Source organism: Psittacicella melopsittaci (genome assembly GCF_003585925.1).
Classification (GTDB): domain Bacteria; phylum Pseudomonadota; class Gammaproteobacteria; order Enterobacterales; family Psittacicellaceae; genus Psittacicella; species Psittacicella melopsittaci.
This window is the reverse complement of record NZ_NRJH01000020.1, coordinates 16,111-34,178: the sequence shown is the minus strand read 5'-3', so window position 1 is coordinate 34,178 and position 18,068 is coordinate 16,111. Positions and strand designations below refer to the sequence as shown.

8 protein-coding genes are annotated in these 18,068 nt (G+C 36.0%); 7 read left to right on the top strand and 1 reads right to left on the bottom strand.

The features are described from left to right. Positions 1-81: 81 nt before the first annotated feature. Positions 82-2,715 carry a hypothetical protein gene (locus tag CJP74_RS02640; protein WP_119496731.1) on the bottom strand — a complete coding sequence of 878 codons (2,634 nt, stop codon included), beginning with the start codon at positions 2,713-2,715 and terminating at the stop codon, positions 82-84. A 1,786-nt stretch (positions 2,716-4,501) separates the two neighbouring features. Between CJP74_RS02640 and CJP74_RS02635 the strand changes: the two genes are divergently transcribed. The 7 genes from CJP74_RS02635 (at position 4,502) to CJP74_RS02605 (ending at position 17,835) form a co-directional block, all read left to right on the top strand. Beyond that, complete coding sequence (locus tag CJP74_RS02635; RefSeq protein WP_119496730.1) at positions 4,502-5,656, top strand: restriction endonuclease subunit S; 1,155 nt, start codon at positions 4,502-4,504, stop codon at positions 5,654-5,656. A 39-nt stretch (positions 5,657-5,695) separates the two neighbouring features. Continuing rightward, positions 5,696-6,838, top strand: a complete 1,143-nt coding sequence (locus CJP74_RS02630) for a restriction endonuclease subunit S (protein WP_119496729.1) — start codon at positions 5,696-5,698, stop codon at positions 6,836-6,838. A 2,675-nt stretch (positions 6,839-9,513) separates the two neighbouring features. Further along, complete coding sequence (locus CJP74_RS02625) at positions 9,514-9,726, top strand: hypothetical protein (protein ID WP_119496728.1); 213 nt, start codon at positions 9,514-9,516, stop codon at positions 9,724-9,726. 712 nt (positions 9,727-10,438) lie between these two features. Beyond that, positions 10,439-12,052, top strand: a complete 1,614-nt coding sequence (locus tag CJP74_RS02620; protein ID WP_119496727.1) for a peptide ABC transporter substrate-binding protein — start codon at positions 10,439-10,441, stop codon at positions 12,050-12,052. 340 nt (positions 12,053-12,392) lie between these two features. Next, entirely contained in the window at positions 12,393-14,021 is a 1,629-nt protein-coding gene (locus CJP74_RS02615; RefSeq protein WP_119496726.1) for a peptide ABC transporter substrate-binding protein, read from the top strand. 86 nt (positions 14,022-14,107) lie between these two features. Beyond that, positions 14,108-15,709, top strand: a complete 1,602-nt coding sequence (locus CJP74_RS02610) for a peptide ABC transporter substrate-binding protein (RefSeq protein ID WP_119496725.1) — start codon at positions 14,108-14,110, stop codon at positions 15,707-15,709. Between the two features lie 503 nt (positions 15,710-16,212). Beyond that, a complete protein-coding gene (locus CJP74_RS02605; protein WP_119496724.1) occupies positions 16,213-17,835 on the top strand; it encodes a peptide ABC transporter substrate-binding protein in 1,623 nt (540 codons plus the stop codon). The last annotated feature ends 233 nt before the right edge of the window (positions 17,836-18,068 follow it).

The window sequence follows — 18,068 nt, the reverse complement described above, 5'->3', positions numbered from 1 at the left end:
ATCCTGCCTTATCCTGCCTTTAGGAAGCAAAAAAAACACCTTTTCTTGCTCGCAAGAAAAGGTGTTCATCTGTCTCAACTCTTATCGTTTGCTTTTAACACTGCGATAAGCTGCATATTCAGTTTCTATTACCATTTGCGTAAATTGAGAGGCTAAATAATATACTTGTTCTAGTTCCTTGTTGTGTACGGAATCCCGAGGCGTGAAGAATAAACCAACACTAATTAACGAGTAAACAAAAGAGCAGTAAAAATCTCTTACTTCTTGTAACTTACGTTTAAAAGGTGCCTCTGGATCTGTATTTCGCGACTTAAGTACAGTAACAAATTGGTTATAAGACGTTTCTTTTGCTTTTTTACAACTTTTTACTTCCACATTAGTTCCATTTACCACCAGTTTAAAGTCGATATCTAAAGCTTTATACAAATCAAGTCTATAGACTAGTTTCAAGGTTGAATTTAATCTCTCTATATCCCCTGCAGCTAAGTACATGTAGCACCGCGAGAAAAAACTGCGTCGCATTTTGAGGAAAACTCGCTTATTACGAAACGTAAGCAGATTACTATACTCTGCAAAAGATACATCTTTGACAAATTGCGGATATAAAGCATGAGCTTTAGAAGAAAGAATTATCCCTTCATCATGCAAGTTATACATGCGTACTTGATTTGCTGAGTACAATAAGCTCATGGTATAGCTCATGTAGTCGTAGTGAGAATAACCATGCTCGAGCTTAATCCAGTTGTTTTGATGAAGTACATCCATAAAATCTTCGGAGTTACGCGTTAAGTCATCTAAAGAAAAATCATTGCAAGTTTCAAGGAGCTTAGTAACATCCAACTCTTGTAAGAATTTTTCAAGAAAATTCTCTTCTTCTTGCCAAATTTTTGTGAGGCGATGATTGAGTCGACTTACTTGTTGGCAGGCCTTTACATTTTCGCTAGTATGACCAGTAACCAGCATAAATTGCATTATCTCACTACTTTGCATGCTATGGATATATTTAGGATTGAGCGTAAACGGAATCGTAAAACGATTGTCCACTTCATATCCACTGAATTTACGTACAGGTTCTAAGGCTCTGCTGAGCTCAAGATTGTACCTAAATGAGTAAAACTTGATAAGTAACGCAAAGGTTAAAACATGCTCGACCGTAAATAGTCCGTACTGCAAACAACCTCTAACAAAAATGCGCGAAGCTTCAACTCGTTGTATCGACTCGGCAATAATCTCGCGAATTTCTTTCCCAAGGAGATAATTTACAAATTTCCAAAACTTATTATCATTGCTCAATCTAAGCTGATTGTGCGGTTTTACTTTGAAATCGCTGTTTTGTTTTTGCGCTCTAAGTTGATCTTGTCCCTCTTCAAAAATCCAGGTCAGGGGGTGCATTTTGCTATAAGCATCATCGTTTTCCTGAAAATGAACTTTGAGACAAGAAAAGATTTTTACTAGTTCAAGTTTTTCTTGCTCGCTGTAGTTTGACGCCTCTTTAGGGTGAGGAGGAATAAGGCGGTCAATATAATAGACTTCAGGAGTTTGTCCTTCTAGAGTAGCATTTACTTTATTTTGTCCCCAGTTAATAAAAAAGAACAATTGACTTGAATCTTTATTTTTGATCTTAATAAAAATATCATAGACTTGGCCAATCGACTTAGTTGTCACGAGATCAGGATAATTATAAGCTTTTGGGAGCACCAGACGTAAGGCATTACGTTTGGCATAGGAAGTAGCTAAAGAAGTACTTGACGTGGTTTCTGAGCAAGGAATTAGCCAAGACTCTTGTTTAAGTTGCAATGGTAATGCAAAGAACTTGGCAATGATCTCCACTTTATCGTAGTTCTTTTCTAACTCTTTTAACGGATTTTTTAATTTTTGCGTTTTAAGTTCGCTTTTTTTGTGGCCATTTCCGGTTCGGTGTTTGCCTCTTAATAAAGTTGCTAGTTCTCTTACTATCAACTTGAAGCTTTGCAGATCACTTGTCTGAGGCTCAGCTAAATACTCTTTAAGCACCAGAGCGATAAACTCTTCAATTTTTTTGTAAATTTTGCCAAGATCTATTTTCTTACACTCAAAGTGCTCAAAAAGCAAGTACTCTACCTCACAATCGTGTCCGACAAACGAACTGGTGGTATTTTGTGGTTCTATGCTATTGAGTTTAATCCAATCTTGGCGTTTTTGTTTTTGGTCTTTTAACTTATTCAAGAGCTCTTGATCATTTTGCCATTGCTTAGGTAAGTAAACGGTGCTGGTTAAAAAGTAATTCACAAAGAACTGATGGACAAACTCGTAAACATTATTGACAACCCTAGTAAAAGGATTGCTATAACTCGGGTTGTTATTGCTTGGCTCGCTAGCAAGACCTTTTAAAACCTTATCAAGAAAAGAAGCATAGTCACCTAAGCTAATATCATACTCGCTTTGGCGTAGTCGTAAAACCACCAAAGGTGACCTTTCAGTAAAGGCATAGGCTCCTACCGATAATTTAATCATATCAAGAATATACTTGGCTTGATTTAAATACGGTGGAATTTGGTTAAATTGCTCACATATGTTTAATAAACTTTGTAAGGATTTAGAATCATAAATATATAATTCTTGTTCATCAAAAATCTCTCCTAAAAGGGCAAGATGTTTTGGTTCAGGTGATAATGTTACAATTTGTGCTTTTGGAAGAGCTCGCTTAATCTTGGTTTTAAATTTCCAATTTCGCATCTTAAAATATACTCCGAGGAATAGTTTGGATCTTGCTAATCCAAAGATGCATTGCTTATTTAAAACAAAGAGTCTTTGGCTCTCCTATATTAATAAATAGTTACCACTCTAGGGAACCCCCTGGCGAATCTTTTACCACTTTCTAACTTGTTGATTTTTATACACAATAATTTTTACGAAAAATCGACTTCTTTTACGCCTTGATTTTTAAGCTCTTTTTTCCAAAAAATCGCAAAATTTTCTTAATTTTAGGTACTACCTCTTAAAAGCTGTTTTTAAGGCTTAAATCCCTCTAGAATAAGCAGAATCTCCAGATGCAAAACATGCAAAACCTGCAATGTCTTATGGGGGGTTAACGAAAAAAAATTGATAAAAAAACAGAATAGAAATGGAAAAAATATTGAAAAAAATTGGCCTTTTTGGGGGTAAAAATGACTTTTTAGACCCTTTTGATGGGGTTAACAATAAAATTTTTGTGGGAATTATTCTTTTTTTGACACTAAAAAAAATAGATTTTTTTAGCGAATAAATCAATAAAATTGCAATTTTTTTAAGGGTTAATTATTTAAATTAGTGATCAACTAAAATCCAGACATAAAAAAACAGCTTTCCTGTGATATCAGCAAACTTAATTTTTTCCTGAGCTAAAGAATTTCCCCTTGGCTTTAATTTAACCAAGGTTAATGCTAGCTAATTATTTAATTTAATTCCTTAAACATCTCCTACCTTATTAGCTTAATGAGAAAAAAAATTCCTTTAATTAGGTACTACCTGGGGTTATCGGCTAAAAAATGGTTAATTTTCTTCTAATTAGCTTGGTTATTAACCACTTAAGTACCTTCAAGCGAGGCTAAATTAATATTTGGGTTATTTTTTAGTTTATTTTTGCTTATATGAGGCTTAATTTTTTTATTTAAATTAATTTATTATCTAAAAAATTAGGTCTAAAGCTAAAATAGTTGTATTTTTTGTAAGGTTTTTAAAAATAATTTTTCTTATTTTTTCCACACTTAGAAAAAAGTGCTTAAAATTTTTTGGAAAAAGTATATATGATTAAATAAAAATCGGCTATAATATCCGAAGTACAAGAAAATCACCCATTCTATAACGATTTTCGAAAAAAAATAAAGGTAAATAGATAGATTTCTTTCTTTACTAGCTTTGCGAAGAAATTAAAGTATTTACCTGTTTTTTTTTGTGTACCTACTTTTTAGATTTTCTATTCTTCTTTTCCTAAAGATTGGATTTTTCAATTCATTTTGATAGGAGAGAAAAATGAACTTCTGTAAAGGTAGAATTAACAAACCTTATTAATTTTATCCAGAGGAAACTCTGGATTTTTTTATGCCTGAAATTTAGGATTGGTACTAAGGCAAATAGATAGATTTTTCTTATACCCTGCTGTTTGAGACTTTTTGGCTATTATTTTCTTTGCTTTTGTTTTGAATATTCTTTTCTCTGCTTTGGTTATTTTTTCTATACTTTGGCTTTTTTGGGTATTTTTTTATTTCTTGGAGTTTTTTCTTTGCTTTGAGAATTTTCTTTGCTTTGACTATTTTTTGCTTTTGCTATTTTTTTTCTTTGTTTTGGGGATTTTATCTTTGCTCTTAACCACGGTTTTGAGAGTTTTTCTTCTCTCTAATGCCTCTGTTCTGTTTCTCACTTGCCCTCTTTCCTCTTGCTCACCTTCCCTCTGCTTATCTCCCCTCTCTTATTCCACGCTTAATTAAGTTATAATAATCTTTATTGGTGTCTCTTTTTTTTCTCTTCTTCTCACAAGGTTTCTATGAGCCAGAAAAAAGCTTCTGTACCTAGACTAAGATTTCCGCAATACAGCTCCCCTTGGCTTACTGCCAAAGTAAAAAATATCTTTGAGCAAATTACCCGTGGGAAAGTTCTTACTGTGCATAAATTGCCACAAGTACCTACAGGTGAATATATTTATCCCGTTTACTCTTCGCAAACGGTAAATAAAGGCGTGGTTGCTTATTACAAAGAATATCTCTTTGCTGATGCTATTACTTGGACTACTGACGGAGCTAAAGCAGGAACTGTAGCCTATCGAGCGGGTAAGTTTTTTAGTACCAATGTTAATGGAGTACTTTTATCTCGTCAGGGCAGAGCTAATCGAGCTATGGCAGCTATTCTTAGTCGCCAAACTCACAAGTATGTTTCTCCAGTAGGAAACGCTAAACTTATGAGCCATGTAATGGGAGAAATAAAGCTCACCTATCCGCCTACTCTTGCCGAGCAAGAACAAATTTCAGACTTTATTGCTTTGCTTGAAGAGCAAATTGCTCATTATGAGCAAGTATACCAACTGTGGCAAAGGCTAGAGCAGGGAGTACAACAGGCAACAACAGTACGCCAAGGTTTATTCCCGTCGTTAAGGTTTGCGGGCTTTAGCCAAGCTTGGCAACAAGCTCGGATCAAAGATTTATTTAGCCAAATTACACGCGGACGTATTCTTAATAGCAAGCTAATACAAAAGCAAGCTAGTGAGGCTTACCCCTATCCTGTTTACTCTTCCCAAACCTTAAATCAGGGCATTCTTGGCTACTATAAAGAATATCTCTTTGAAGATGCTATTACGTGGACTACTGATGGAGCTAATGCAGGCACCGTAAGATATTGTCTAGGTAAATTCTTTAGCACCAATGTAAATGGGGTACTAATTTCTTCACAGGGCTTGGCAAATCCAGCGATAGCTAGCATTTTAAATCAAGTAGCCTACAAGTATGTTTCCCGCGTAGGCAATGCCAAGCTCATGAACAAGGTTATGGAGCAAATAGTTATTTGCTATCCCCCAGAACAGGCTGAGCAAAACAAACTGAGCCAGCTTTATCAAGACTTTACTAGTTTACTGCGTCAACTTGAAGAGCAAATTAGATTATTACAAGCCAGAAAATCAGCTCTCTTAGAGCAAATGCTTGTAAGCTAAGCTCAACTTCTTTTCTCTAAATTCACACTTATTCTCGCTATGACTTCTAAACACCAACTTGTGCCTAAGTTAAGATTTCCAGGATTTAGTCAAGCCTGGCAAACTACTAATTTAGGACAATACTTGGCTTTACCGCTCCAAGAAAAAGTAGCCGTAAAGTCCATTTCCCAACTTTTGTCACTGAGATTGCACTTAAAAGGGCTAACTCTCTGTACCGATAGCCAACTTAGACTCGGGGCAACGCAATATTACCGCCGCAAAGCAGGGCAATTAATTTACGGTAAACAAAATTATCTCAATCAAGCTATTGCCATAATTCCGCCTGAGTTTGATGGAAAATGTACTTCCAAGGATATACCTTCGTTTGAGGTAAAAGCAGGAGAAGCTAATTTTTTATACTTTAGTATTTCTCGTAAAAGCTATATCCAAAGTAAGGCCATGTATGCCAAAGGCAGTGGCTCTAAACGTATTTCTGAAAAAGCGGTATTAAGCTTTGCTATAAATGCTCCTGAGGAAGCTGAACAACGTCGTTTGGGGAGCTTTTTTCAAGAGCTAACCAAGCAAATCAAACAAATTGAACAGACTAAAGAGCAAGTAGAGCAACTTAAGCTAAGCTTATTACAAAAAATGTTAGGTGCTGATGCTCTCCTACGTTTTCCTGGTTTTACTTTACCGTGGCAGGCTACTACTCTAGGACAAGAGGCAAGCATTACTACCGGTAAGCTCAATGCCGAGGCCATGCAAGCTAATGGCAAGTATGACTTTTACACCTCGGGAATGAAAAAATTCAAAATCAATAGCTATGCCTTTACAGGACCAGCTATTACCATAGCTGGTAATGGTTCGACTGTAGGCTATATGTTTTTAGCTGACGGTAAGTTTAATGCCTACCAACGTACTTATGTCCTACAAAACTTTAAGACACCAAGATTATTTACTTTCTACGCCATTAAACTGCCTCTCAAAGAAAAAATTGCGATAGAGTTTAGAGGGGGGAGTATTCCATATATAGTTATTGATGTGCTTACCCAACTGAGCTTTTATAAACCACAAGAAATTGCTGAACAAGAAAAACTAGGGAACTTCTTTGCTCAAGTAGATGCTTTACTGGCGCATTATGAGCAACTTTTAGAGCAATATGAAGAGCTTAAACAAGCTTTATTGCAACAGATGTTGCTCTAGCTTAGATTAAGTTCTTTTGTTGTAACCAGAAAGTGAGTTTTTTTTCTAAAGAAAAGAGGTTTTTTCTTAAAAGAAAAGAGAAGTAGGTTTTTTCTTAAAAGAAAGAGAAGAGAAAAAAGAAAGGTGAGTTTTCTCTAAAGAAAAAAATAAAGGTTGGTTTTTCTCTAAAAAAGGATAAGATTGGATTTTTCTTAAAAAAATAAAAGCAAAGATAGGCTTTGGTTTTTCTCTAAAGAAAAAAGACAGAGGTTGGCTTTTGGAGCAGGAAAAGAAAGGAAATTTTCTCTTTTAGGGGGCTGTACCTAATTGTTAGATCTTGTGCTTTTGTTTGGCAAAATGTTAAATAAATCTACTTAATCTAGCTAATACCTTATTAAAATGATAAACAATTGCCTTTTAAGAAAAATATTTGTAAATACCAAAATAAAAGCACTGCGTTACTAAATTAATGATTATTAAAGTAAATATCAAACTTTAGGAAAAAGAAATTATTTTTTTCCTATATACTCAAGCCAAGCTCCTTATTTTAGGGATCAATACCGTTTAAATGTAGGTTTTCCTCGAACTTATGGTGATTTCTTTTTAGAAAAATTGGTAAATTTATTTACCAAAAGTAACTTGAATAAGTTAAAATAATATTAGCAGGTAAAGCAATATTACAGTCGAAAGAGAGCTAGTCCTCTTAGATAGATTGAAATGTCTTTACTCTTGCTTAATGCGCATTTTTCTTAAAAAAATATGAATTACAAAAAAGCCTGTCCCTAGATTTTTTTCTAGGGATTTTTTTTATTTTAGGCACAAAAAAAAGCCCCCACAGGAGTGGAGACTAAATTAGGCGTATAATTGTTTTTAGTATCAAAACAATTACTTAAACATAACAATAATTATTTTGTCTTTAGGATAAGAATCTTTTTTCTCTTTTTCTCATTTAGGCAATTGAAAATCTACTTCCAAAAAGGCAAGATGAAAATAAATTTTCTGAGAAAAAGAGACAAGGATAAATCTTTATAAAAGATTTATCCCAGGGCATAAAAGAATCTTAAAGGTAAACTAATGCTATAAAATAGCTAGGGCTCTTAATTCACCTGGATCTCTAAATACGGGAAAATTATAACAAAATGCCAGAAAAAAAGATATATCTTTGCAAAAGATATTTGCCTGACTATTAATATTAATCTAATAATTACAGTAATAAAGTTTTTATAAAGACAAGAGACTATCTATACTCAGATAGCTCTTTGTATTTTAAGAATAAAATTAATAAAAGATTTTCTTTATATTACTAATAGATGATAATGTAACAATTTTAGTTACAATTAGTTATCCTAATTTGTAATTTATTTTTTCCTATTTTTTACTATTTTTTTTCTTTTTTTGTATCTAATTTTTTCTTAATTTTTGCTTGGTTTTTGCTTTGCTTTTTTGTTTAGGTCTTACTTTTTTATCTTTGCAAAAAGTAAATTTTGCTTTTTGCATGATACTGTTTTGTTAATCTGGCTAGGGGTAAGAGGGACTTTGTCAACAGTCTGAATTTAGTTCCTAACTAAAATTCTCTCTTGGTTGAAGAACAATGAATTTAAAAAAAGAGGACTTTTTTTAGTTTTAGCTTGGACTTAATTTAATCGAGAGCAAGTACTTTTTTTTCTTTCTAGGCAGTACTTATTATTTTTTGCGGTGGTAATACTTTTTCTCTTAGCTAATAAGTACCTTTTTTCTTTTGTCCTAAATACCTTTTTTTATCCTTCACATTAGCTTAAATTTAACCCACGCAAGTAGCTTATCTGTAATTTAATTTTTTCTCAATGTAGCTGATTTTTTTTCTCTCTGTAGCTGATTTTCCTCTCTGTAGCTGATTTCTCTCTGTAGCTAATTTTCTCTCTGTAGCTGATTTTTTTCTCTTTCTTAACTATTTCTTTAGCTCTTCCTTTCTCTCTTCAAGATTACAATCCAGTCCTACTGTTAATTTTTGTTTCTAGATTATGTAGATTTTTTCTGTAGCTCTACTGTTAATATTTGTTAAAGCCAAAACAAGTTCTTTACCTTAAGCTTAAGCTTATCGGAATTTACCTTAGCACTTAGCCTAATTTTTTCCTTACTAAGTAATTTTTCTGCAGTTTTTACTAATAAATTTTTCCTAAATTAGTAATACCTGAGTACTCTTGTTAGTTATTCCCTTGCTCAGAAAATTTTTTTTATTTTTATCATTTGAAGAAAAAGTTCTTAAAATCAACGAATCTCTCGGGATTTATTGCTTTTTGTAAATTTACTTTTTGCTGTTTTGAAGTTAGCTTTTTTAGCCTAAATTAATTTTTTTTAAAAAAAATGCTAAAAAAGTATTCCATATTTAATTTTTTTATGCTTAAATAAATATACACCCAGAAAAAAATTAAAACTTTTTAAGAGCTTAAGCAATTCATAAACAAGACAATTTTTTACTTATTTGGCTTGTCATATGAAAAAAATATAAATGCTCGCATTTCCAACTTAAAAAGTTCATTTTTTTCTCGGGGTGATTAAAATGTTTGGCTTGTGGATAGGGTTATCCACTTTTATTATCCCTATTTTTTTCCCCTTGTTCTTCTAAGGGGTAGTATCCCCATACTGAGTAACAATTTTATTTTGGCATTACTTGGGGAAAAAATATATTAATCTTTTATTTAAAGACGGAGTTACTTATGAGCAATAATGAATTATTTCAAGCAATGGTAAATGAGCTTTTCAACAATGCAGAATTTTCTGACGCCCAGAGCTCTTCAACCTTAACCCATCAAGAAGCTGCTTTTGTGGTGGATGAATATGCTTTTTCTAACAACTTTGCTACTTTAAGCAATGATGAAGTTAATGCTTTTGCTTATTCATTATTAGGCTTAGACAGTAATTCTTTTTAAGGTGAATAACTAATGCAATCAGACATGCAATCAGACATTGACATGATGGACATCAGTCCATTGTACCTATTTATTGAACTTAAACCATTTTTTCCTATTTAGAATCCTTCAAGAGTGTTTGTATCTTGAAGGATTTTTTCTTGCCTGAAATTTACTTGGCTAAGATAAGAGACTAGGGAATAAAGCTTTATTCTTGTGCTTTGCAGTGCTCTGCTGTTCTTTACCATACTAAGCAAGCTCTGAGCTAAATTTTTGCCCAACCTTTGTTAAGTAAGTTTTTTGTTTTAATTTTCACTAACTTAAGAAAATAATTTATTTTTTCTTGCAAATTTTTTTCCTTTTGCAATTTTTTTGCGTTAAACTAAATTTGTATATTATTTGTTTTTTAAGCATTAACTGTGGTGGTTAAAGCTTACCCTGTGTGGTGCAGGGCAAAACATTTTATTCTCACTCCATTTTGTTAAACAGAAGGGACATAGCTAGCCCAAGGTTAGATGTGTGTTTTATTTCTTTTTACTTTACTTCTTTAAGTAACTGAGAAAAAGAAAAAACCTTCTGCAAGTCTTAAGACAAGGTCTTACTTTTACCTCTCTGGTAATAAACCTTGCTCTTAGTCCTTTCATTTATTTTCCCTTACAAGATTCACCCATCTTTTCTTTTTCTTTTTTATTTAGAGATAGTAGAGCTCACCTTAACTTGGAGAAACTCTTTTATGCTCAAAATAAAAATGCCTCTTCTCGCTTTAGTTCTTGGTACTAGCTTAGTTGCGTTAAATGCTCAAGCTGCTGTTCCAGCTGGAACAAAACTTGCGAGTGATCAAACTCTAAAATTAGCTTTCCCTTCTTCTCCAGATACGCTTGACCCTAACTTATTAAAGTTTGGTCCTGATTTTCGTACTTTACGTCCAGTATTTGATACTTTAACTCGTCTGAATAACGAAGGTAAATATGTTCCTGTAGCTGCCGAGCGTTGGGAACAAAGTGATGACGGTTTAACTTGGACTTTCTACTTACGTAAAGACGCTACATGGCAAGACGGTAAGCCAGTAACAGCTGCCGACTTTGTTTACTCTTGGCAAAGATTAACCGATCCTAAAACCGCAGCTCCTTATGGGGACTATTTAGTGCAAGCTAACCTCGTAAATGCCAAAGAAATTTTTGCGGGCACTAAACCAGCAAGCGAGCTCGGTGTAAAAGCTCTCGATGACTATACTTTACAAGTACAATTAACTGCTCCTGTACCTTGGTTATACCAAATGGTATCAGCAGTAATGACTGCTCCAGTGCGTGCAGACTTAATTGCGCGTTATGGTGAGCGTTGGACTAACCCAGCAAACATTGTTGGTAACGGTCCATATAAAATTAGCCAATATCGTGTTAACGATCGCATGATTTACAGCAAATGGGACGGCTATTGGGGAGCTAAGGATGTAACCCTAACCCAAGTAACCCATGAGTACATTAAAGATCCGGTAACTTCATATTATCGTTATCTTTCAGGAGAGTTCTTAGTAGGCGAAATCCCATCGCAATTTAGAGATACGGTTGAAAAAGAACGTCCAAAAGAAGTTTACCAAATTCCAGCAGGACGCACGGCTTACTTCTCGTTTAATCTAGAGCGTATTCCTGATCCTAATGTACGTTTAGCTCTTTCGCTTTTAACAGATCGTAATCTTTTAACTAAACAAGTTATTCGTAACTATACCCCAACTTCGGTGTTTGGCTCACCTTACCTCTCTGACCTCCAAGATGTCAAACAACAAGCTTGGTTCAGCAATAGCCAAACGCAAAACAATGCTAGGGCTAATGAGCTTTTAAAAGCTGCTGGCTATACTGCTCAAAATCCGTTACGTTTAACTCTAACGCAAAATGCGAGCCCTGAAAATGACAAAATCTATGTTGCTCTTGCCGACCTCTGGCGTCGCGCAACTAATGGGGCAGTGATTTTACGTCAAGAAGCTGTAGAGTCTACGGCCTACTTTGATAAATATAATCGTACGGACTATGATTTAATTATCGCTTCTTACGGTATGGACTATACCCAAGCTTCAACGCTGTACAATATTTTCTTATCCGACAGCCCAATTAATAATAAAAAATGGCTCTCTCCAGAGTATGACCGTCTTGTTCTTACTGCTAACACTACTTTAGATGACAAAGAACGCGCAAAACTCTATGCTCAAGCTAATAAAGTATTAGTTGATGGCTTACAAGCTGCTCCTGTGTGGTACATGGAAACGCTTTTACTCAAAAAACCTGAATTAGGTGGTTACTATACAGGTCTAGGAGTAAACTACTATCGTGATATGTATATTACAGCCAAATAATTAACTAGAACAAGATTGGTGATTCTTGTTTGCCTGTAGGCAAGTGGGGGACTAGAGTTCTCACTTTAATTAACCTAAAGTCAGAGATTTTGGCTCGTACTCTGACTTAAGCTCGACTCTGAGAAGATGAGGTACAACTGAGGAGTTTTTCCCTCCTCAAGGGATATCTGCCTTATCCCCTAACTCTGCGAATAATACCTAATTCTGCCGAGCTAGGTTGTCCCTCATCGAGCTCTGAGCTCTAGTTATTCCCTTGCCTCTGGCTTTTTTGTTTGTATTCTCAGTTTATTTCTCGAAGCTTTTCACTTAATTTAACTAGTATTTTTTAAGGAAAACTTCGATGTTTAAAGCAATTCGTACCTTTACTTTAACTACCGTAGCTCTAGCTACTCTAGGCTTAGCTCAAGCAGTAAATATTCCCGACGGAGTTGTCTTAGCTCCAAAACAATCTCTAACTTTTAATTTAGCCAGTTACCCTAATACTCTAGACCCAACTTTTATGTACTATGGTATAGAGTTCCAAACGGGACGTCCAGTATTTGATACTTTAGTGCGTTTAGATAATACGGGCAAATATATTCCTGCAGCCGCTACTTCTTGGCAGCAAAGTGAAGATGGTTTAACCTGGATATTCCATTTGCGTCAAGGTGCTACTTGGCAAGATGGTAAACCTGTAACAGCCGATGACTTTGTTTATTCTTGGCAAAGATTAACTGACCCTAAAACGGGGGCTCACTATGGTGATTACCTTGCTGTAGCTAACCTCGTAAACGCGCGTGAAATTAATGAAGGTAAACTCGATCCTTCGACTCTAGGCGTAAGAGCAGTTGATGACTATACGCTGGAAATTAAACTAACTCAGCCTACTGCTTGGTTACCTGAAATTCTGGGTTGGTTAAATACAGCTCCTGTGCGCAAAGACCTCATTGAAAAATACGGCGAGCAATGGACTGCTCCTGGCAATATTGTCGGTAATGGTCCATATAAAATTACTTCGGCTGCTGTAAATGATCACATGACCTTTGCCAAATGGGACGGTTATTGGGATGCTAAAAACATAGTAATCACTGATGTGCATCACGAGTTTGTTAATAACCCAACCATGGCTTATTATCGTTATCTCGAAGGAGCAATTATGGTGGCAAATATCCCGAACCAATTCCGCGAGAAAATGCGCCAAGAACGTCCGCAAGAAATAACTAGCGTAAATACGCTAAATACTTCTTGGTTAACCGTTAATCCAAAATTTGTTCCAGATGTACGTGTACGTCAAGCTCTTTCTTTACTGACTAACCGTAAAGTAATGACCAATATTATTGGTTCGAATACGCCAACAACTACTCTAGTGCCAACGCGAATTCGTGATGGTGAACAAGTACAACAGGCAGCCTACTTTAACCAAGAGCAAGCACAAAACAATGCCCAAGCTATTGCCTTACTCGAACAAGCAGGCTATAGTGCAAGCAACCCTTTAAAACTGACATATTTAACCTCAAATAACCCTGAGAATGTTAAAGTGTTTGTTGCCTTGCAAGGCATGTGGAAACAAAATTCAAACAATATAGTACAAATTAACCAAGAAGCTCTCGAACCAAAAGTATGGCAACAGAGATATCGCTCGGGTGACTTCCAAATTCTCATGGCAAGTTGGAGTGCCGACTTTGATCAGGCTTCATCCTTTTTCAATCTCTTTATTTCAGGGTCACCATTTAACCAAGGCATGTATGCCAACCCTGAATATGATCGCCTTGTGGGCTTAGCTAACCGTGACTTAGATGCCACTAAGCGAGCAGAATACTATGCCCAAGCTAATAGCATTATTCAAAGAGATTTACCGGTTATTCCTTTATGGCACGTCCAAAACCAAATTCTTAAAAGCCGAGCTTTAGGTGGCTACTATACCGATAACTTTATTCGCTACTACCGTGATATGTATGTAATTGATACGGTAGCTTCGCGTCAACAATAGTATCGACTCCTTTTTTAACGCACTTTTTTCCATCTGAGTTAAAGTACGCAAGTACTTTAACTTTTTTACATTAAAGATATACATTTATGTTCAACAAACTTGCAATAACCACAGCCCTTGCTGTAGCTCTTAGTTTACCAGCTTGGGCACAAGTACCTGCAGGAGTAAAACTAGCCGAACAACAAACCTTACGTTTAGCTTTTCCTGCTTCACCAGATACTTTAGATCCAACTTTATTAAAATATTCGTCTGACTTAAAAACCTTACGTCCGGTATTTGATACCATTACGCGTTTAAACAATGAAGGTAAGTACATACCTGTAGCTGCTACAGGCTGGGATGTAAGTGACGATGGTTTAACCTGGACGTTTCATTTACGTCCTGAAGCTAAATGGCAAGACGGTAAACCAGTAACGGCTCAAGATTTTGTTTATGCTTGGCAAAGATTAACTGACCCACAAACGGCAGCTCCTTTTGGGGATTATTTAGTTAATGCTAATGTCCTTAATGCCAAAGAAATTTTTTCCAAAAGCAAACCAGCTTCTAGTCTAGGAGTTACAGCTCTCGATGACTACACTTTACAAGTACAGTTAACCACGCCAACTCCATGGCTCGCGCAAATGTTCTCGGCAACCTTTACAGCACCAGTAAGACAAGACCTTATTGAAAAATACGGTGAGCAATGGACGCAAATTGAGCATCTGGTTGGTAATGGTCCTTACAAAATTACTGCCTATACCTTTAATGAAAAAATGGTCTACAGTAAATGGGACGGCTACTGGGATGCTGCTAATGTTCACCTTACTCAAGTGCAACACGACTATATTAAAGACAGTAATATTGCCTACCTACGTTATTTAGCTGGCGAATACCCTATTACCGAAATTCCTTCACAGTATGTTGCTCAAGCAACTCGCGAACGTCCGCAAGAGATAATTAAAGTTCTTTCAGGGCGTACCGTGTACTTTGCTTTTAATCCGCATCGCTTTAGCAACCAAATAGTACAAGCTCTGTCGTTACTAACTGACCGTAAATTACTAACAGGGCAAGTGCTGCATGCTAATATCCCTACTTCGGTATTTGGGGCACCTTATCTAGAGGACTTACAAGAAGTTAAACAACAAGCTTGGTTTAGCAATACGCAAGCCCAAAACAACCAAAAAGCCATTGAACTTTTACAAGAGGCTGGCTATACCCCAGAAAATCCTCTGGTACTTACTTTAAGTCAAATTGCTAATGGCGATAACAATAAACTCTATATTGCCACTGCCAATATCTGGAAAGTAAACTCTAAAGGAGCTGTAATTCTTAAACAAGAAGCTCTTGAACCTACGGCTCTTTACGCTAAGTTCCCTAAGCTCGATTATGACTTTATCTACGCTCAGTATGGCTTTGATTATCCGCAGGCATCAACTTTATATAATGCCTTTTTATCTAACAGCCCAATTAACAATAAACGTTTTATAGATCCTGAGTTTGATCGAGTGCTCTTACAAGCCAATGTTACAGCCGATGCCCAAGAACGAGCTCAGCTCTATGCCCAAGCTAATGATATTTTAGTAAGTCGCAGTCCTTTTGCTCCGGTGTGGTATCAGGAAATTCTTTACCTGAAAAAACCTGAACTAGGAGGCTTTTATCAAGGTTTAGCTCTGCAGTATTATCGTGATATGTACATTATTGCCAATTAAGAGCAAGCTAACTAAGTTAACCTAAAGGAAAACAAAAAAACTGAGGGAAAACAAAAACCTGAAAAGAAAACACAAAACCTGAAAAAAATCTCAAGAGAAAGCTCAGAAGAGAAAACTGCCAAAAGCAAAAACCTCAAAAAGGGAAAAACCTGAAAAAAAAGACACACAAAAACTCAGCAAATAGCAAAATCTCTTCAGAGCAAAAACTCTTGAGTTTATCAGAAAAAAGACAATATCCTTTTCGCTTAAAAACATTTATTTGTGTTTTATTGGTTAAAAAACACGAAATTGACCGTATATAATAAGGGCTTGCAAGATTTTACTTCTTGTTCCTCAAATCACTAAACAAGAGTAAACTTCGAGCCTTATTATTACGTCTCTTGTAGTTTTTTACCTTTGTCTAGGGGAGACGTCCTCTCCCCCTGACAAAGGTAAAAATATTATTTGTTTGCTTGAGTGGTTCTCAAGCTCATTTAGCTAATTTCTACCATTTGAGAATTATTATGCATGCACGACAACTTTTAACTTTAACTAGTTTAATGGGAAGTCTATTACTTCCTCTCTCTGCCCAGGCGCAAGTGCCTGCAGGAGTAAAACTGGCAGCTAAACAAGAGCTTACTTTAACTCTGCCGCAATCCCCAAACACTATAGATCCTACTTTTATTAACTTTGTGCAAGAGTTTAAATCTGTGCGTCCAGTTTTTGATACACTAACGCGCTTAGATAACACAGGTAAATATGTTCCTGTAGCTGCTCAAAGTTGGGAAGTTAGCGAAGATGGTTTAACCTGGACATTCCATTTACGTCCTCAAGCTAAATGGCAAGACGGTAAACCTGTAACTGCCCAAGATTTTGTTTACTCTTGGCAACGTCTTACTGACCCTAAAACGGCTGCTTCTATGGCTGACTACCTTGCTAATACAGGGGTAGTAAATGCTCGTGAAGTTTATGAAGGCAAACTCCCACCAATTCAACTGGGAGTAAAAGCTCTAGATGACTATACCTTGCAAGTAAGTTTACTTCATCCAGTACCTTGGTTTGAGCAAATAGTCTCTGCTGCTGTAACCGCTCCTTTACGTAAAGACATTATTGATAAATATGGTGAGCAATGGACACAAGCGCAAAATATTATCGGTAACGGTCCTTACAAAATTGCCTCATACCGTTTTAACGAACAAATGGTTTACCAAAAATGGGATGGCTATTGGGATGCAAAAAATGTTCATCTTACTCGTGTTACCTATGAGTATATTAAAGATCCATTAACGCAATACTATCGTTATCTAGAAGGAGAATACCTTGTAAGTGAAATACCAGCTCAATACCAAGAACTGGTACAAAAAGAGCGTCCAAATGAGGTTATTAAAGTCTTAACTGGCCGTACAGCCTATATGGAAATTAACCCACATCGCTTTGCTGATCACCGTATTCTTGAGGCATTTTCCTTAGTGGTGGATAGAAATTTATTAACCCGCCAAATTTTGCGGGCAAATATTCCTACCACAGCTTTTGCTCCACCTTACCTATCTGACTTACAGGATGTTAAACAACAACCTTGGATAAGTGAGAGCCAAGCTCAACGTAATGCCCGAGCAACCGAACTTTTAGCACAAGCAGGTTACACCCGACAAAAACCTCTGGTAATTACCTTAACGCAAAATGCTACACGAGAAAATGAGCGCCTCTATGTCGCCCTAGCGAATATTCTCAGCCGTGGCACTAATGGAGCTGTACAACTCAAACAAAACCCGCTCGAAGCTGCTGCCTATTTTGGGACATTTAGAAATACCAACTATGACATGGTAATAAAAACTTGGGGCATGGATTATAGTCAGGCTTCAACCCTGTACAATATCTTCCTCTCAAATAGTGCCTACAATAGCGTGAAATGGAAAAATCCTGAATATGACCGTCTGGTACTAACAGCTAACCAAACTCTTGATGATCAAGAGCGAGCAAAACTCTATGCTCAGGCTAATGAAATTCTTCTTAAAGACAGTCCATATGCTCCACTTTGGTATGTGGAAACTCTGATGCTGAAAAAACCAGAGCTCCAAGGTTACTACACAGGTTTAGCTTTAAACTACTTCCGTGATATGTACATAGTTGATCTTAAGGCTAAATAAAGAGCCTTAATTCTTTAGCGTTAGAAAAATTCTTTAGCGTCAGGAAAAAATAAAACAAGACAATCCTTATCTAGGTTCTCCGAGATTTTTATCTGGAGAACCTATTTTTTTGCTTGGGCTTGCTTGGTATAGAGAGCTTGGCTTGCTGGTTTGGGCTTGCTTGGCTAGTGGTGTTTTGGCTTGCTGACTAGTGGTTCTTTACCTTTATCTTGGGTTTGCTTTACACAGATTTA